This is a genomic window from Streptomyces sp. NPDC006739 (genome assembly GCF_042869815.1).
Classification (GTDB): domain Bacteria; phylum Actinomycetota; class Actinomycetes; order Streptomycetales; family Streptomycetaceae; genus Streptomyces.
In genome coordinates this window covers 289,111-306,413 of sequence record NZ_JBIAGM010000007.1, presented here as the reverse complement: position 1 = coordinate 306,413, position 17,303 = coordinate 289,111, and the positions used below count along the sequence as shown (strand labels likewise).

The 17,303-nt window shown below is 70.6% G+C and carries 17 protein-coding genes and 1 pseudogene; 9 read left to right on the top strand and 9 right to left on the bottom strand.

Features of this window, described 5'->3' with window-relative positions; translation table 11 throughout:
* Positions 1–37 precede the first annotated feature (37 nt).
* Positions 38–694: a carboxymuconolactone decarboxylase family protein gene (locus tag ACFYMM_RS17355; protein WP_388387194.1), complete on the bottom strand. Its 657-nt coding sequence runs from the start codon at positions 692–694 to the stop codon at positions 38–40.
* 224 nt (positions 695–918) lie between these two features.
* On the opposite strand from ACFYMM_RS17355, the gene ACFYMM_RS17350 reads away from it, so the two are divergent.
* The 3 genes from ACFYMM_RS17350 to ACFYMM_RS17340 all read left to right on the top strand — a co-directional run bounded on the left by ACFYMM_RS17350 (position 919) and on the right by ACFYMM_RS17340 (position 3,945).
* Entirely contained in the window at positions 919–1,326 is a 408-nt protein-coding gene (locus tag ACFYMM_RS17350; protein WP_388387361.1) for a hypothetical protein, read from the top strand.
* Entirely contained in the window at positions 1,221–1,463 is a 243-nt protein-coding gene (locus tag ACFYMM_RS17345) for a helix-turn-helix domain-containing protein (RefSeq protein ID WP_388387192.1), read from the top strand. The genes ACFYMM_RS17350 and ACFYMM_RS17345 overlap by 106 nt, the downstream gene beginning before the upstream one ends.
* 61 nt (positions 1,464–1,524) lie before the next feature.
* Positions 1,525–3,945 carry a SpoIIE family protein phosphatase gene (locus ACFYMM_RS17340; RefSeq protein ID WP_388387189.1) on the top strand — a complete coding sequence of 807 codons (2,421 nt, stop codon included), beginning with the start codon at positions 1,525–1,527 and terminating at the stop codon, positions 3,943–3,945.
* 58 nt (positions 3,946–4,003) lie between these two features.
* Here ACFYMM_RS17340 and ACFYMM_RS17335 read toward each other — a convergent pair whose 3' ends face one another.
* Together ACFYMM_RS17335 and ACFYMM_RS17330 are read right to left on the bottom strand one after the other, a co-directional pair.
* Positions 4,004–5,620: a cation acetate symporter gene (locus tag ACFYMM_RS17335; protein ID WP_388387187.1), complete on the bottom strand. Its 1,617-nt coding sequence runs from the start codon at positions 5,618–5,620 to the stop codon at positions 4,004–4,006.
* A complete protein-coding gene (locus tag ACFYMM_RS17330) occupies positions 5,617–6,084 on the bottom strand; it encodes a DUF485 domain-containing protein (protein WP_388387185.1) in 468 nt (155 codons plus the stop codon). Before ACFYMM_RS17330 ends, ACFYMM_RS17335 begins: the two co-directional genes overlap by 4 nt.
* Before the next feature lie 283 nt (positions 6,085–6,367).
* Here ACFYMM_RS17330 and ACFYMM_RS17325 point away from each other — a divergent pair, with 283 nt between their 5' ends.
* The 3 genes from ACFYMM_RS17325 (at position 6,368) to ACFYMM_RS17315 (ending at position 8,630) form a co-directional block, all read left to right on the top strand.
* On the top strand, positions 6,368–6,517 hold the full coding sequence (locus tag ACFYMM_RS17325; protein WP_388387183.1) for a hypothetical protein: 150 nt from the start codon (positions 6,368–6,370) through the stop codon (positions 6,515–6,517).
* A 294-nt stretch (positions 6,518–6,811) separates the two neighbouring features.
* Positions 6,812–7,873, top strand: a complete 1,062-nt coding sequence (locus ACFYMM_RS17320) for an ABC transporter substrate-binding protein (protein WP_388387181.1) — start codon at positions 6,812–6,814, stop codon at positions 7,871–7,873.
* Positions 7,874–8,033: 160 nt separating this feature from the next.
* Positions 8,034–8,630, top strand: coding sequence for a hypothetical protein (locus ACFYMM_RS17315; protein ID WP_388387179.1), 597 nt, complete (start codon positions 8,034–8,036; stop codon positions 8,628–8,630).
* A gap of 76 nt (positions 8,631–8,706) precedes the next feature.
* On the opposite strand, the gene ACFYMM_RS17310 is transcribed toward ACFYMM_RS17315, so the two are convergent.
* Complete coding sequence (locus ACFYMM_RS17310) at positions 8,707–9,105, bottom strand: winged helix-turn-helix transcriptional regulator (RefSeq protein ID WP_388387177.1); 399 nt, start codon at positions 9,103–9,105, stop codon at positions 8,707–8,709.
* Positions 9,106–9,209: 104 nt separating this feature from the next.
* Here ACFYMM_RS17310 and ACFYMM_RS17305 point away from each other — a divergent pair.
* Positions 9,210–9,812 (top strand): annotated as a pseudogene (locus tag ACFYMM_RS17305) (alpha/beta fold hydrolase); the annotation flags it as partial.
* A 108-nt stretch (positions 9,813–9,920) separates the two neighbouring features.
* On the top strand, positions 9,921–11,423 hold the full coding sequence (locus ACFYMM_RS17300) for an ArnT family glycosyltransferase (RefSeq protein WP_388387175.1): 1,503 nt from the start codon (positions 9,921–9,923) through the stop codon (positions 11,421–11,423).
* Between the two features lie 96 nt (positions 11,424–11,519).
* On the opposite strand, the gene ACFYMM_RS17295 is transcribed toward ACFYMM_RS17300, so the two are convergent.
* Positions 11,520–11,891: a winged helix-turn-helix transcriptional regulator gene (locus ACFYMM_RS17295; RefSeq protein ID WP_388387172.1), complete on the bottom strand. Its 372-nt coding sequence runs from the start codon at positions 11,889–11,891 to the stop codon at positions 11,520–11,522.
* 171 nt (positions 11,892–12,062) lie between these two features.
* Between ACFYMM_RS17295 and ACFYMM_RS17290 the strand changes: the two genes are divergently transcribed.
* Positions 12,063–12,908, top strand: a complete 846-nt coding sequence (locus ACFYMM_RS17290) for an SDR family oxidoreductase (protein WP_388387170.1) — start codon at positions 12,063–12,065, stop codon at positions 12,906–12,908.
* Positions 12,909–12,946: 38 nt separating this feature from the next.
* On the opposite strand, the gene ACFYMM_RS17285 is transcribed toward ACFYMM_RS17290, so the two are convergent.
* The 4 genes from ACFYMM_RS17285 to ACFYMM_RS17270 form a co-directional block, all read right to left on the bottom strand.
* Positions 12,947–13,519: a polysaccharide deacetylase family protein gene (locus tag ACFYMM_RS17285; protein ID WP_388387168.1), complete on the bottom strand. Its 573-nt coding sequence runs from the start codon at positions 13,517–13,519 to the stop codon at positions 12,947–12,949.
* A gap of 456 nt (positions 13,520–13,975) precedes the next feature.
* Positions 13,976–14,974, bottom strand: coding sequence for a type I glyceraldehyde-3-phosphate dehydrogenase (gap, locus tag ACFYMM_RS17280; protein WP_388387165.1), 999 nt, complete (start codon positions 14,972–14,974; stop codon positions 13,976–13,978).
* Between the two features lie 98 nt (positions 14,975–15,072).
* Positions 15,073–16,029: a GlxA family transcriptional regulator gene (locus tag ACFYMM_RS17275; RefSeq protein ID WP_388387163.1), complete on the bottom strand. Its 957-nt coding sequence runs from the start codon at positions 16,027–16,029 to the stop codon at positions 15,073–15,075.
* Between the two features lie 230 nt (positions 16,030–16,259).
* On the bottom strand, positions 16,260–17,006 hold the full coding sequence (locus ACFYMM_RS17270; RefSeq protein WP_388387160.1) for a rhomboid-like protein: 747 nt from the start codon (positions 17,004–17,006) through the stop codon (positions 16,260–16,262).
* Positions 17,007–17,303: the final 297 nt, after the last annotated feature.

Below are 17,303 nucleotides of genomic sequence, written 5' to 3'. Positions count from 1 at the left end.
CAGCAGGCCGATCGGCGGGTTCGCGGGGTTCCGGCGCTCAGACATCGTCGTGTTCCCGTCCCGCCGTGTCCGCGCCGGTCCCCGCGGTCGTGGGCAGAGTCTCCGCGTCGAAGCCGGGTTCGAGCCGGGTGCCGGCGGAGTTCAGGAAGAACGCGACCATGTGGTACTGGCCGACGAGCATGGTGATTTCGATCAGCTGTGCCTCGTCGTGGTCGGCGGCGAGCGCGGCCCAGGTGGCGGCGGACAGGCGGGCGTCGCGGTGCAGTTCGTCGGCGGCGCGCAGCAGACGGGCGTCGGACGGCGCCCACCCCCGGGCGTCCGGGCCCTCGCCCACCCGGCGGATCTCCTCGTCGGTGACCCCGGCGGCCCTGGCGAGCGGAGCGTGCCTCCCCCATTCGTACTCCGCGCGGGTGTTGCACGCGGTGCGCAGGATCAGCAGTTCCCGGGTCCGGTCGGACAGACGGCCGTCGCGCAGCAGATGGCTGCCGAACGGCAGGAAGTGCCGGAAGAGGTCGGGGTGCCGCACCAGGGTGGTGAAGACGTTGGCGGGGCGGCCGTCTGCGTCCCGGGGAATCGACGCGAGCAGGGCCCGGGTGGAGGGGTCCCAGTCGTCCTCGGGCAGTGGCGCGAGGCGCGGGCCGGCGTCGGCGTCGGCGTCGGCGCGGTCGGGTCGGTGGTGGTGGTCGTCGGTCATGGGGGTCTCCGTACTCTTCGTCAGGTGGTTCGGTGGGATGAGGGCGCCCTGAGTCCGGTCGGCCGGCGCCTCGTCAGGTGGGCGGGTCCGATCGGGCCGCTCCGGCGGCTCTGCCACTGTGCTTCCCGTGGCGGCGGGTTGTCGACGGCCCGCCGGCCAAGGGTCGGGGGCGGCATATTGTTCAGTCGCACAACGGCTGTGCCACAGGGACGGAGGTGGGGTCCATGCCGGGACGGCCGGGCGCGGCGGCGTCCCTCGAACGGGTCATCGCCGCGATGACCGCGAAGCAGCGGCACCTGGGCGGGCGCCTGCACGCGGATCTGACGGACCACATCCCCTCCTATCGCGCGGTCCCGCGGGAACTCCTGGACCAGATCTGGCACCGGTACTTCCAGCGGGCTCTCGCGGTGCTGCGCGAGGGGACGGTGCCCGCGCCGGAGGACTTCGACGAGGCAGACGTGGCCGGTGACCGGGCCGCCCGGGGCGTGCCGCTCAGGGCGAGTTCGGTGCGCTCATCGAGCAGTCGGTGCGGGACTACCTGGAAAGGGGGCGGCACGTCCGCGAGGTCGCCCGCAGCGCACATGTGCATGTCAACACCGTCCGCTACCGGCTGCGCCGTTTCGAGGAGCTGACCGGCACCAGCCTGGACGCCCCGGACACGGCGGTCGAGCTGAGCTGGGCTCTGGCGGCACGCGAGCTGAAGACGGCCGGGGCGCCACGCCGTGGCACGCGGCGAGCGAGTCCGAGCCATCCCGCCGGGTTTCAATAGGCGTACATGGCATCAGCAGGGCAGCGGCCAGGGCCCCTCCGGTCCAGCGGTGGAGGAGCGGATGAAGGAGTTCAGCGAGAGCCACGCCGATCCGTTCGCCCTGCATCTGGCCGCCGTGGCGGTGCTCGACGACCGGGGTGTCGTGGTCGGGTGGAACCAGCGGGCCCAGGAACTGCTCGGCCATCCGGACACCGCCGTCCTCGGCCGTCCGGCCATCGAGGTCCTCGTCGATCCTCGTGATCTGCCGGCCGTCACGGAGGCCGCGACGAACGGCAGGAGAGCCGGCGGCTGGTCCGGCGTGGTCAAGGTGCGCCACCGCGACGGGCGGCTCGTGGAGATGGGGCTCAGGGCCCATGCGCTCTCCCGTGGCGACCGGGTCCGGGAGTGGATTCTCGCCGGGGCACTCGCGGTTGACGTCCTGGAGTGGCAGCGGGACCGCGCGGTTCTCGACGGGCTGTACCGCCGCTGCCCCATCGGTCTGGTCGTCCACGGCCCCGACCTGAGCATTCTCCGGGTCAACCGGGCCATCGAACGCTTCACCGGTGTGCCCGCTGCGGACTTCCAGGGGCTCCCCACCGGCTGTTTCCTCCTCCCCGACGACGCTCGCAGGGCCGTGGACCGGGTCCGCCAGGTGATGGACACCGGTAGGCCGATGGTCTACTCGGAGCAGTTCGTCCGGCTGCAGTGGGATCCGGCGCGAGAGCAGGTCGCGATGGTCTCGTCCTTCCCGATGGAGGATCCCTCCGGCCGTGTCCTGGGTGTGGCCGAGATGATCGAGGACATCACCGAACGGCATCGGGCCCAGCGCCGGCTCGCGCTCCTCGACCAGGCCGGCAGCCGGATCGGAACCACCCTCGACGTCGCGGAGACCGCCCGGGAACTCGCCGAGGTGATGGTGCCCCACCTCGCCGACCACGCCTCGGTCGACCTGCTGCAACCGGTGACGCGCGGTGAGGAACTGGCGCGGGTCCTGGCCGGGCCCGTGGTACGGCTGGGGGCCTGCAGCGTCGGTGCCCAGCAGCCCGGCCCGCCTCACCCCCACGGCGAACCCGTGGAGTTCGGGTCCGACACACCCCAGGCCAGATGCCTGGCCGAAGGGCGGCCCGTCCTGGAGCCGGTTCTCCCGGCCGACTGGTTCTCGAGGGAAGGCCGCCAGGGGGCCCATGCTCCGGACCTGGGCGTCCACTCGCTGATCGTGGTGCCTCTCGCCGCACGGGGCCTGGTCCTGGGTGTGATGACCCTGTGGCGTTCACGCCGTCCCGACGCCTTCGAGGCGGACGACCTCACCCTCGCCCAGGAACTCGCCGCGCGCGCGGCCGTCGCCATCGACAACGCCCGGCGCTTCACCCAGCAGCAGCAGACCGCGTTCACCTTGCAGAGCAGTCTGCTGCCCCGGGGGGTTCCGGACCAGTCGGCCGTCGAGGTGGCCCTGCGTTATCTTCCGGCCAGCGCAGCCCCCGGTCTGGGCGGCGACTGGTTCGACGTCATCCCCCTGTCCGGGGCCCGGGTCGCCCTCGTCGTCGGCGACGTGGTGGGCCGCGGCATCCACGCGGCCGCCACCATGGGCCGGCTGCGCACCGCCGTACACACGCTTGCCAGCCTCGACCTGGAGCCGGACGAGGTCCTCTCCCGCCTGGACGACCTGGTCAACCTGCTGGCGGCCGAGCAGGAGGCGGCCGGCGAACGGCCCGTGGGCGAGCAGGTCGTCGGCGCCACCTGTCTGTACGCCGTGTACGACCCGGTCTCCGGGCGGTGCTCCGTGGCCCGCGCCGGCCACCCGCCACCGGTGGTGACGGCTCCGGACGGACAGGCGGCTCCCCTGGACCTGCCCGCCGGTCCACCGCTCGGCCTGGGCGGGCTGCCGTTCGAGGCCCGGGAGATCGAACTGGCCGGGGGGAGCCTGCTGTGTCTCTACACCAATGGAGTCATCGGCGAACGCCACATCGACGCCGACGTCGGCCTGACCAAGCTGTGCTCGGCGCTGACCCACCCTGCCGACGCGCTGGAACGAACGTGCCAAGCGGTGGTCGACTCGCTCGTGCCGTCGCGTCCCATCGACGACGTCGCTCTGCTGATCGCCCGCACCCGCACGCTGTCACCGGACGATGTCGCCTCCTGGAGTCTGCCGCTGGAGCCGGCCAGCGCCGCCCGGGCCCGGGAGCTGACCTCGGCCAAACTGACCGAATGGGGTCTGGAGCACTTGGCGTTCACGACCGAGCTGATCGCCAGCGAACTGGTCACCAATGTCTACCGGTACGCCGGCGGCCCCGCGACCCTGCGGCTGATCCGTGAACGGTCCCTGGTGTGCGAGGTCAGCGACACCAGCCACACCGCACCGCATCTGCGCCGCGCCCGCACCACCGACGAGGGCGGCCGCGGCCTGTTCCTGGTGGCCCAGCTGGCCGAACGCTGGGGCACCCGCTACACCCGCGAGGGCAAGACCGTGTGGACGGAACAACCACTGGCCGGCACCCGCACCTGACGGCTTGTGCTGAGTCGGCCGCGACCCCTTGTTCTCATTCGGCCGCGACCGCTCGTGCTCATTCGGCCGCGGCGAGCAGCCGTGCCTCGCTCTCCTCGTACAGCCGTCGGCTCTCGCGGCTCTCGGCGGCGCGGCGTCGGTGGTCCAGCCGGCTGCCCAGCCAGCCCGCCAGATAGCCGAACGGGATGGAGACGAGGCCGGTGGACTGCATGGGGAACCAGTGGAAGTCGACGTTCGGGAAGACGGCGGACGGAGTGCCCGAGACGGCCTTGGAGAAGCCCATCAGGACGAGGGCGCAGGCCGTGCCCCCGTAAAGGCTGGCGAGCAGGCCGGTGCGGGTGAATCCGCGCCAGAACAGGGAGTAGGTCAACGCCGGCGCGACGGCCGATGCCCCGATGCAGATCGCCAGCGTGGTCAGTACGGCCACGTCCCAGTTCTGGACCAGCACCGACAGCAGGATGGCCACGGTCCCCACCGCCACGCTCGTCCACGCCGCCACCGTCATCTCCGTACGCGGCGCCGCCCGTTCCCGCCGTAGCGCGTGGGCGAACAGGTCGTGGGCGAGCGACGAGGCCGCGGCCAGGGTCATCCCCGAAACGGAGGACAGCAGGGTGATGAACACCGTGCCGGCCATCGCCGCGTAGAGGACCGTGGTGCCCGCGGAGCCGGTGCCGCCACCGAGCGCCCGGGACAGCATGAGCACCGAGGTCCTGCCGTGCGGGTCGGCCGCGGTGATGTACTGCGATCCCACCAGGGCCGCCGCGCCCGTACCCATGATGATGACCGTCAGGCAGAACGTGGTGACCGTACCGACCGCCCAGGACATGGAGCGGCGCACGGCGGGCGCGTCCCGCGCGGAGTACAGGCGCATCGTGATGTGCGGCAGGCAGGCCGCGCCGAGGATCACGGTGATCTGAAGGCCGGCGAAATCCAGCCGTTGACCTGCCGAGGTGCCCAGTTGGAGGCCCTGCTGGAGGTAGGCCGGGCCCGTTCCGCTGCCGCGCTCGGCGGCTCGGAGCATCTCGCCGAGGCTCCAGTGGAAGCGGTTGAGGACCAGCGCGGCGACGGTGGCGCTGGTGCCGAGCAGGAACACGATCTTGATCATCTGGATGAGCGCGGTGCCCCGCATGCCGCCGATCGCCGCGTAGATGATCATCAGGCTGCCGACGAGGACGACACAGGTCGTCCTGGCACCGGCCTGGTGCGGCATGCCCAGGATGAAGGTGAGCAGCGACCCGGCCCCGGAGAGCTGGACGACCAGGAAGGGGAGGGTCGCCGAGAGCGTCACCACGCAGGAGGCGATACGGACGGCGCGCCCGGGCATGTTGCGGGCCAGGACGTCGCCCATGGTGAAACTGCCGGCGTTGCGCAGCGGTTCGGCCAGCAGGAACATCAGCAGCACCAGGGACAGGGCGGTACTGACCGCGAGGACGTACCCGTCGTATCCGGCGAGGGCGATGATGCCGGTGGTGCTCAGCACGGTGGCCGCGGAGATGTAGTCGCCCGCGATGGCCAGGCCGTTCTTGAGGGGGGTGAGCGAGAGGTAGCCGGTGTAGAAGTTCGTCAGGTCGTCGCGGTCCGGTCCCGCCATCACGCACATCAGCAGCGTGAGGGTCACCAGCGTGCTGAACAGGACCAGGACGATCGCCTGGGTCCCTGATCCGAAGTCGTTCATCCCGTGACTCCGGCATCCCGGTCCGGTCGGACCGTCCGCTCCCTGACGGCCCGCGCCAGCGGATCGACGGAGTGCTCCGCGCCGCGTCCGTACCAGAGGACGGCCGCGAAGGTGACGACGAGTTGGAGGATCCCGAGGCCCATTCCGAGGCTCAGCTCCCCCGCGATCCGGGAACCCATCAGATCCGGCGCGCAGCAGGACAGCACCAGATACACCACGAACGAGCCCAGCGCGGTGAGCGTGGAGACCCGGCGCAGCACCTGGTAGGCCGAGCGGAGGGCGGTGAGGTCGGCATCGTGCGGACGGGGCTCGTGCGTCTGCGACGGTCGCCAGGGGGCCTGCCCGTAGGGGGCGTACGAAGGGGCGTCGTATCCGTACGCATGGTGTTGACGGGGCTCGGCCCACGACTGCGGCCACCCCGGCGGTGCTGGCGGGAGGTACCGGTTGTCGTCGGGGTGTGTCATCGCATGGCCTTCCGGTGCGGCTCGGATCCGTGGGAGGTGGCGGTGAAGCATCGGGCGTGGCGGCGCACGATACCGACTGGTTGGAATGCGCGATAAGGCCGACGGGGGTCACGTTTTCGGCTCGATGCGCACCGGTCGACCGATCCATCCGTCGACGGGCGACCCCCCGGACCATAGGGCCCCGCGCACGCGGATGACCTGTGGGGAATATCACGAATACGACGTACCTGCTGGTCGGTATGGTCGCAGGGAGCCGCGACCGGCGGCGCCGGTGCCGTCGCCTGTGACCATCCGCAGCACCGTGTCCGCGACGGCCTCGGCCGGGATGACCGGCAGGCCCTGCTCGGAGTGCTGGTTCATCCAGGCCGGCCGCGAACCGGAGCCGTTCCGCTTCCGCAACGTCCCCGGCCCGGCCACCCCCGCCGGGGCCTGAGACCCGGCAACGCGGTCGGGGGCGTGCGGGGACGGGCGAGGTGGCGTGGGCGTCCACGAGTGTGAGCGAAATGAGCAGAATCAGCTTTTGCGCGCAGAAGAACCGGCATGCGCGCAAAGGCTGATGCTGTAAACGTCAAACAACTACAGTCCCCGCCATGAGCGCAGACACGAGCTGTTCGGGCGCGGAGACTTCGTGGCTCTGGGCAGCGCCTGCGGACTCGTCCGCAGCCGGCACTGCCGAGGTCCGGGCGATCTCTCCCGTTTCGCACTTCTCATGAGGACGTGAACCGCCATGCGCAGGACCGCCAGACACTCGGCACTGGCCGCCGCCGGTCTGCTCGCCCTTGCATCGCTCACCGCCTGCGGCACCACTGCGGCCAGTTCGACAGCCGACACCGGCGGTGGGGGCGCAGCGGGCAAGGGAGAGCAAGTCAAGATCATGGTCGGCGGCCTGGACAAGGTCATCTATCTTCCCGCGATGCTCACCGAGCGGCTCGGCTACTTCAAGGAACAAGGTCTGGACGTCCAGCTGTTGAGCCAGCCTGCGGGTGTCCAGGCCGAGAGCAGGCTCGTCTCCGGCCAGATCCAGGGTGTGGTCGGCTTCTACGACCACACCCTCGACCTCCAGGTGAAGGGCAGGGCCGTGGAGTCCGTGGTGCAGTTCTCGCAGGCGCCCGGTGAGGTCGAGGTGGTCTCCAAGAAGGAGGCGGGCACCGTCACATCGCCCAAGGACTTCAAGGGAAAGAGGCTCGGGGTCACCGCCCTCGGCTCCTCGACGGACTTCCTCACCAAGTACCTCGCGGTCAAGAACGGGGTGAAGGTCGGTGAGTTCACACCGGTTGCGGTCGGCGCCGGTACGGCGTTCATTTCCGCGCTCCGGAAGGGCACCATCGACGCCGGGATGACGACCGACCCGACCGCCACGACGATCACGAACAAGGACGAGGGTGAGGTACTCATCGACATGCGTACCTCCGAGGGAACCGAGGAGGCGCTCGGCGGCGCGTACCCCTCCTCCAGCCTCTACATGCAGACACGATGGGTGAACAGCCACCAGGAGATCGTCCAGAAGCTGGCCAACGCCTTCGTGAAGACCCTCAAGTGGATGGCCGCACATGGTCCGTTGGAGATGGCCGACATGATGCCCGCCGGCTACTCACAGGGCCACGAGATCAGTTACGCGGCAGCGATAGAGAGCGCGCTGCCCATGTTCACTTCCGACGGCGTGATGCCCGCGGGCGGTCCCGAGACCGTCGAGAGGGTTCTCAGGGCATTCAATCCCGCCATCGAGAACGCCCACGTCGACCTCGGCAAGACGTACACGACGAAGTTCGTGAAGAACGCGACCGGCTGAGATACGTGGGCGGGGCGGGGGTGCCGCGTCGAGCCGCGCCGAGCCGGCCCGGCGCCATGACCAGACGGCCCCCACCCACGCGCCCCGGCCCGCCCGATCGCGGCGTCGCACAACGGCCTTTAGGCTGGCGGCCGGATGTGTTCACATGGGGGCGTTGCAGATGGCACTTGCTCAGCCGTTGCCGGTGCAGGGGATACACACGGGTCCCTTCCCGATCGGGGCTGCCGTAGGCCTGCTCCTGGTCGGTGGGGTGGTCGCCGCCTCTGCCGCGCTCTCGGCCACGAGGTCCGAACCGAAGGACCGGGACAGGTCCCTCAGGAACTGGCTGCTCGGACTCGGCACGACGTTGTGCGTGCTGGGCGGACTCGGCTTGTTCGACCACTACTTCGAGACCCTGCGGGCAAGCGACGGACTGCATGCCGCCGGTCGCCGCATCATCGACAACGCGGTGAAGGAGGCCCGGGACTGCGACCCCTCGTCCCCTGAACCCACCTTCGCCTATCCGAGCGGAGCAGTGCCCGGAGGGGCTGCCACGTACGTCCCGCCGCCGTGCAGCACCTCACCGCGCGACGTACTGCTGACGAACTCCGCGACACCGGCCGACCAGGTCGGGTACAAGGCGCAAGAGGGAAACTCCTTCTCCACGAACGGGCACGTGACGGTGACCGACGAGAACAGCGGGAAGCAAGTCTGCGCCACCGTCCCGGACACGGCGGACGGCACGGGCTCGGTCACCGACGGCGCGTGCCGGGACTAGCTCGTCCGCGAGGTTCCCCCTTCCTCACGGGCACCGGTCGATGGCCGTCCGGTCCGGCCGGACCGCCTCACCACGATCACCTTGGTTCCGCGGGCTCTTGTGACAACTCGTCGGCGCGCCGGTTGTGGCGTTCGATGGTCGACATGTGCTGCTCCGCCCACGTGCGCAGGGCGCCGAGGGGAACCTCCAAGGACAGGCCCAGTGCGGTCAACCGGTAGTGCACACGGGGCGGCACCGTCGGTTCGACCCGGCGGGTGATCAGGCCGTCACGGACAAGGTTCTGGAGGGTGACGGAGAGCATCTTCTGGGAGATGCCCGGTATACGGCGCCGCAGTTCCGCGAAGCGCACCTCGTCCGGGGCGGCTTCGGCCAATACCTTGACCGTCATCGAGGTCCACTTGGTGCCGATACGGTCGAGCAGCTGCCGAGTCGGGCACAGCGGACTGAACAGATCGCCGTGCTTCGACGTGGTCACCTGAAGCTCACCACCTGAGGGGAAAGTGCCGTCTTGGAACGCTCAGGCTAGTTCCCTAGCGTCTCCTTGTCTCTTTTGGTTACCAGCTATCCCCTGGAGCTTTCATGCCCGAGCTGTGCCGCATTCCTGTCAACGGCATCGAGCTGAACGTGGCCCTGGCCGGTTCCGGGCCGGACGTCCTGCTGCTGCACGGCTTCCCCCACACCTGGGAGCTGTGGAGCGACGTCATGGCGGACCTGTCCGACCGTTGCCGACTCATCGCCCCGGACCTTCGCGGGCTCGGCGCGAGTACCCGGGCCGAGACGGGATACGACGCCGGTTCCCTGGCCGAGGACGCCGCAGCCCTCCTTGGGGCGTTGGACGTGTCCTCTGCCGCCGTGGTGGGGATCGACGCGAGCACTCCCCCCGCCCTCCTCCTCGCGATGCGCCACCCCGGGCTGGTGAGGCGCCTCGTCGTCATGGAGTCCCTGGCCGGTCGCTTGCCCGGGGCCGAGGAGTTCCTCGCCGGCGGTGCTCCTTGGTGGTTCGGCTTCCACGCCGTTCCGGGCTTCGCGGAAACCGTGGTGGAAGGCAACGAGGCCCGCTACCTCGACTGGTTCCTCAGCGCCGGCACCCTCGGCGACGGTCTGCCTGCGCAGGTCCGGGACGCGTTCGTCCACGCCTACACCGGACGTGAGGCGCTGCGCTGCGCGTTCTCGTACTACCGGGACCCGAACGAGCTCAAGGCCTGACGGAGTCCAAAGCTCACCGACGGGACACCACCCATCGCCTTCCGGACCCTTCTCCGGCCACGTCCGGATCGCCACAATGGCGACATGCATGCTCGGGGGGAGTCGCAGCCGTGCCTACAGCCGTTCGCAGCCGGGCCGGTGGGGGGAATCGCGGCTGCTGCCGCGACGCTGTTGATCGGGCTGTCGGGCCGCTACGGCTTCCACCGCGACGAGCTGTACTTCCTGCTCGCCGGCCGGCACCCGGCCTGGGGCTACCCGGACCAGCCACCGCTCACCCCGCTGCTGGCCAGGCTCGGCGCACAGCTCTTCGGCCCCACCCCGACCGGTGTGCGGATCCTGCCCGCGCTCCTCACCGCGGTCACGATCACGCTCACCGCGCTGATCGCCCGAGAGCTGGGCGCCGGACGCGGCGGGCAGGTACTCGCGGCAGGAGCCACGGCCTGCTCCGGCTACACGCTCGGAATCGGCCATCTGCTCTCCACCGCGACCTTCGATCTGACGGTCTGGCTGGCGATCATCTGGCTGGCGCTCCGCCTGCTGCGCACGGGCGAATTCCACTGGTGGCCTTCGCTGGGAGCGTTGGCCGGGATCGGGCTGCTGAACAAGCTGCTGGTGCTGGGGCTGTTGGCGGCCCTGGCCCTGGGTGCGCTGACGGCCGGACCGCGTGGCTTGTTCGTACCGCGTCCGCGTGCGCTGCTGGGCCCGCTCACCGCCGTCGCCGCCGCGCTTCCCTTCGCGATCCCGACCCTGTGGTGGCAGGCCGTGCGCGGTTGGCCCGAGCTGACGGTGGCCCAAGGCATCAGCGCCGATGTCGGAATCGGCGGGCGGCTGCTCGCCCTGCCGATGCAGCTGCTGCAGTTCTCCCCGGTGCTGGCGCCCCTGTGGCTGACCGGGCTGAGCCGCCTGTGGCGCCGGCCGGAGCTGCGCTGGGCCCGACCGGTGGCGGTGGCCTGGGTGGTGCTGTGCCTGCTGGTGCTGGCCGGCGGCGGCAAGGGGTATTACCCGATTCCGCTCCTGTACGCGGTGAGCGCCGCCGGCTGCGAGCCCTACGCCCACTGGCTCAGTGAGCACCGCGCCAAGCTGGCGGGCGGACTGATCGCGGCTCTGCTCACCAGCGCCCTGGCCGCTCTGCCGGTGCTGCCCGCTTCGGCGCTGACCGTGCCGATGGCCGTCGATCCCGACCTCGGGGAGGAGGTCGGCTGGCCACAGCTCGCCCGCACCACCGCCACCGGCTGGGAGGCGATCCCCGCCGACCAGCGGGCCACCGCCGTGCTGCTGACCGCGAACTACGGAGAGGCCGGGGCCGTCGCACGGTACGGGCGCGCCCTCGGCCTGCCCGCACCGTACTCCGGCCACATGGGCCTGCACGCCTGGGGCCCGCCCCCGGCCACCGCCACAGGTCCGGTGCTGCTCGTCCACCCGGCGGACCATCCCGACCTGGAGAAGCACTTCACCGCCTGCCACACAGTGGCGCGCGTCGACAACGGGTACGGCACCCCGAACCAGGAGCAGCACGCGGCCGTGGTGCTCTGCACAGGGCCGGACCGGCCATGGCCCGCGCTCTGGCCACTGCTGCGCCGGTACTGAGCGGCCATGGTGATCCACCCGTCCCGGCCCGGTCAGCATCCTCGGGCCGGGACGGACGCCGGTCGCGCGCACACGGTCGACTGCGTCCCCGCCGCGCTATCGGGGAAGATCGGTGTCGTATTCGTGCCGGGCCCGTTCGACCTTGTCCATGTTGGCGGCGGCCCAACCGGCGAGGTGCGCGAAGAGCGGGGCGAGGCTGCGGCCCAGCTCGCTGATCTCGTACTCGACCCGAGGGGGGACCTCCGGATGGTACGTACGCACGACCATGCCGTCGCGTTCCAGCTGCCGCAGCCGCTGGGTCAGCACCTTCGGTGTGATCGTGCCGATCCGTCGTTCCAACTCGACGAACCGTTGCCGGCCGTGCGTGTTGAGGGTCCACAGGATCGGCGTGGTCCACCGGCTGAAGACGATGTCCACGACCGCGCTGGTCGGACAGGCGAGTTCCGGATCCGTCGCAGCGGCTGTCATCCGGTCGGTGTCGCCGGCCACGCACACCCCCTGGAGAGATAGTCACTTTCTTCTAGGTACCTACTATATCGACGGTGTTAGCGTCCCCGTGTCGCCCGGAGAGCAGTTCTCCGCGACGGTCCCGCCCGCTCGGGTGGTGACAACAACGCTGAATCGACAGGGGAGTTGTTCATGATCGTAGTGACGGGGGCAACCGGCAACGTCGGCCGATCGCTCGTGCGGGCCCTCGCGGCACAGGGTGAACAGGTGACCGCGACATCCCGGGGGATCTCGGCGGCGGACGTGCCGGAGCACGTCGAGTACACGCGGGCGGACCTGGTCGATCCGGAAAGCCTTCGGCCCGTACTCGACGGAGCCGACGCGCTGTTCCTGCAGAACGGAGGACCCAGCGCGCACCTCCTGAGGCCGCAGGACATCCTCGACGTGGCCAAGGCCGGCGGCGTCGAGCGAGTCGTCCTGTTGTCTTCCCAAGGAGTCGCGACCCGCCCCGGGTCGGCCTCACACGGGGACACGGCGCGCACCATCGAGGAAGCCGTCCGGCGATCGGGCATGTCCTGGACGATCCTGCGGCCCGGGGGTTTCCACTCCAACGCGTACGCCTGGTCCGAGTCGGTCCGTACCCGCAGGACCGTCGCGGCACCGTTCGCCGACATCGGCCTGCCGACCATCGACCCGGACGACATCGCCGAGGTCGCCTCCGCAGTCCTGCGAGGCGACGGCCACGCCGGACGGATCTACGAGCTGACCGGGCCCGCGATCACCACGCCTCGCCGGCGGGCCCAGGCGATTGCCGACGCACTCGGCGAACCCGTCCGGTTCATCGAACAGACCCGCGAGGAGGCCCTCGCGCAGATGCTGCAGTTCATGCCCGGGCCCGTTGCCGAGACCACGCTGACCATCCTCGGCGAGCCCACCCCCGCGGAACTGCGCATCAGCGCCGACGTCGAGCAGGTGCTGGGCCGCGCGCCCCGTACCTTCGCCGACTGGGCTCGGCGTTACATCGCCGCTTTCCGATAGGACCGCTGTGCCCGGCCATCGCGACCTGGTCGGGCCACTCACCGTTCGACGGCGGTCCGCGCCACGAAGGTCGCGGGCTCGAGGAGGGTACGGAGGTCGATGACGCGGTAGCCACGCGCGGTGATCGCGTCGAGGATCCGCGGCAGGGCCTGCGCGTCGATCGCCTCGCTCTGGCCCTCGGTCGTCCCGACGTGCCTCTGCACGATCGCGCCCGGGCGCAGAGCGTCCAACGCCCTGCGCACCGCGCGGTCCACGCTCCTGCCGCCCTCGACGCCCGTCCATCCGTTGGTGTCGGTGGTGAACTCGATGTCCGCGAAGCCCAGCGCGTTGACCTCCCTGATCTGGGCAGGGCTGGTCTCGCTGTAGGGAAACCGGAAGAACGGGGTCAGGGCCCTCCCTGCCCCGGCCGCACGCAGAGCGCAGTCCGCTGCCCCGACTTCACGGCGCCGTCCCGCGGCGGTCAGGTCCTTGAAGAAGGGACGGCTGTAGGAGTGGTTGCCGAGCCCATACCCCGCGGCCGCGAGCCTCCTGGCCACCTCCGGGCAGCGGTCGGCGAAGTCGCCGGTCAGGAAGAACGTGGCGGGCGCGTGCGGGCGGGCGGGCGAGGTCACCGAGGACGCGGTTCAAGCCGACGTCGTTCCAGGCGGCGTTGAATGTCACCGCGACCACCCGATCGTGCGTGCGGATCACTCGGTTCACCGATCCGAACAGCTCACGCAGGCGGACATCTCCCTCCGTCACCGCCACCCTCGGGCGGCAGTCGTCGGGTGTGGCAGCTCTGGCCCGGCGGCCGGGCACGACCGCCCGGGGGACCGCGAGGAGCCCGGCGGCCGCCCCGAGCCTGCGGCCGGACACGGCACGACGCGCGACCGCGGGAAGACGTGTTTCCATGCCTCCCCCATGGGCCGTACCGGGCCCGCCCTTGAGCCGGGTGCGCAGCAGAGCCGAAGCGCGGGCGCAGATGGCCCGACCGTCCTCGGTCGGCCCGGCGACCAACGCGGTGTTCCCGGCCGCCCGCCCAGGCGCTGTCGTACGTCTGGTCGCCCGGGGTAGCAGCCCGGTGTGGGTCAGCGGGTGGCGAGCAACTCGAGCGTGTCGATCACGCGGTTCGAGAAGCCCCACTCGTTGTCGTACCACGCGACCACCTTGACGTGGCGGCCGTCGACGCGGGTGAGGGCCGAGTCGAAGATCGACGATGCGGGATTGCCCGTGATGTCGGACGACACGAGCGGATCCTCCGAGTACTCGAGGATGCCGGCGAGCGGTCCCTGCGCTGCCGCGCGGTACGCCGCCAGCACGTCGTCGCGCGTCACGTCGCGGGAGACGGTCGTGTTGAGCTCGACGATCGAGCCCACCGGCACCGGTACGCGGATCGAGTCGCCCGACAGCTTGCCGTCGAGGTTCGGCAGCACCACGCCGATCGCCTTGGCGGCGCCGGTCGTGGTCGGCACGATGTTGACGCCGGCGGCCCTGGCACGACGGGCGTCGCGGTGCGGACCGTCCTGCAGGTTCTGCTCCTGCGTGTAGGCGTGCACCGTCGTCATGAACCCGTGCTCGATACCGGCGAGTTCGTCGAGGACCGCGGCCAGCGGCGCGAGCGCGTTGGTGGTGCAGGAGGCGTTCGAGACGATGGTGTGCAGGTCGGGGTCGTAGGCGTCGGTGTTGACCCCGAACGCGAGCGTGACGTCGGCGCCGTCCGACGGCGCGCTGACGAGCACCTTGCGCGCGCCGGCGTCCAGGTGGGCGCGGGCGGCCTTGGCCGAGGTGAAGCGGCCGGTGGCCTCCAGGACGATGTCGACGCCGAGTTCGGCCCACGGAAGCTGCGCCGGTTCGCGCTCGGCCAGCACGGTGATCCGGCGGCCGTCGACGACGAGGGCGTCCCCGTCGACGGTCACCGGACGCCCGAGCCGGCCGGCCGTGCTGTCGTAGGCCAGCAGCCTGGCGAGCGTGGCGGGCTCCGTGAGGTCGTTGACGGCCACGACCTCAAGGGCGCTGTCACGCTCCAGCAGTGCGCGCAGCACATTGCGTCCGATGCGGCCGAATCCGTTGATGGCGATGCGAGTCATAAATGGTGTCCCTTCCCTTCGCCACCAGCCTCGCCCGCGGCTCACTCGGCTGACAGTGGCGTGATCGCCACTGTTCAAAAGGATCCCGCCACCGGGTGTCACTCGCCCCTGGTGAAGGTGCGCCGGTACTCGCTCGGTGTGGTGCCCAGGATGCGCTGGAAGTGCAGGCGCAGGTTCGCGCCCGTGCCGAGGCCGACGTCGGCGGCGATCTGTTCGACGCTGCGCTGCGATCGCTCCAGCAGTTCACGGGCCAGGTCGATGCGAGCGCGCATCACCCACTGCATCGGCGTGTAGCCGGTCTCCTCGACGAAGCGCCGTGAGAACGTGCGCGGCGAGACCCCCGCCCGGCGCGCCAGTACGTCGAGGGTGAGGGGGTCACCGAGCCGGTGCAGCGCCCACTCCCGGGTGGCGCCGAAACGCTCGCCGAGCGGCTCGGGGACGCTGCGCGGCACGTACTGGGCCTGGCCGCCACTGCGGTAGGGGGCCGCCACCAGGCGGCGGGCCGCGTGATTCGAGGCGGCCACTCCGAGGTCGCCGCGCAGGATGTGCAGGCACAGGTCGATGCCGGAGGCGGCGCCGGCCGAGGTGAGCACGCTGCCCTCGTCGACGAACAGCACGTTCTCGTCGACCTGGACGAGCGGATGCCTGGCCACGAGTGCCCGCGTGTAGTGCCAGTGTGTAGTGGCGCGCCTGCCGTCGAGCAGGCCGGTGGCGGCGAGCGCGAAGGCTCCCGTCGAGATGGCGGCGAGCCGCGCGGCCCGAGCGTGGGCGGCGATCAGCGCGTCGACGACGGCCCGCGGCGGGTCCTCGCGGTCGGGAAACCGGTAACCGGGGACGAAGACGATGTCGGCCCACGCAAGGGCGTCGAGGCCGTGTTCGACGTAGTAGGCGAGGCCATCACCGCCGGTTACCAGACCGGGTGTCGCCCCGCACACCCGCACCTCGTACGGCATGCTCGCGCGGGTCGTGAAGACCTGCGCGGGGATTCCGACATCGAGCGGCTTCGCACCCTCGAGCACAAGGACGGCGACGCGATGCTGACGGGAGGCTGGCACAGGAAGAGGTTACGTGGGTACGACATCGCCACGGCCACTGCGCGGACCGGGCAGGTGAGACGCCGGCCGGGTCGTGCCTGACATGGGAGGCCACCGCCTGGCCCGTCCGTCGCACGCCTCCAGCCACGGACCTGTCGTCGAGCCGGGTCGGACGATCATCAGACCCACCACGATCAGCCAGTCGAGGGCGAACAATCCGTTGATCACCGACAGTGGGGGCAGCCGGGCGATCAGGAATTCCACCGAGGTCGTGGCCTGTTCGGGTATGTCGAGTCGGGAGACCACTTGGCTCTGGGTGCCGAGCACGTGACCATTGCTCCCCCCTCGGTCTGAAGAGGTGCCGCGCGCAACGTCAGTCGGTGCAGATGGCGGCGGCGGGCGTCGGCCGACCGCAGGCTCCATGCCATCAGCACGCCGATGGACAGTGCTGTCACATGACCGACGGGAGTCACCCCCAGCGTGGTCAGGCCGCTCGTGATGTGCGGTGCGCGCACCGCGAGCGCGGCGAGCGCGGTCCACCGGTGCCACCGCCTGGCCCCCGCTGCCACCACGGCGGCCAGGCCGGAGACGATCACGTAGGACGGGCCGACGTCCAGCGTCGCACGCAGCGCCGGGTCCGCCTGGCCCGCCTCGATCCGCGCTGCCAGCAGCCCTTCGCTCACCAGTGTGCCGAGGACTTGGCCGGCCGCGACCAGCGCGACCGCCCGCATGGTGCCGAACCGGAGGACGAGAAACGCCAGCATGACCCCGGCCAGGGCGATACCGCGCAGACAGACCCAGGGATCGGCGCCGAACAGGAAGGCGGAGGCGATGAGCGCCTCCACAGGATGATCTCCCATGTTGGCCAGGTTGGTCGATGCCCAGGCGTTCACCGCGTGATCACCGCCGTACGTCAGGGACGACGCGGCGGCGAGCAGGGCGAAGCCCCAGGGCACGGGGGAAAGCCATCGGCGGGTGGGGGTCCGGGAGAGATCCATGTGGCCGACCCTGGCAGAGGGTGCCCGCCCCTCGGATCTGGCCACGGGATGACCGGCTGATCTCTGTCTCTGGACAGAGGCGGTTGATCGTCCCCACGGCTAGGGTCGGGTGCATGCGAGTCATGATGGTGAGGCCTGGCGCGGCGTCCCGTGCCAGGGCGCTGACACCGACTCAGCTCATCGGGCTGGATGTGCTTTTGGCCATGGTGCTGATGGCGTCGAACGTCTTGTGGTGGACGCTTGGCACGCACCGCACGGGCTGGCCGGCATGGCAGATTGTGCTGACGTGCTCGTTGG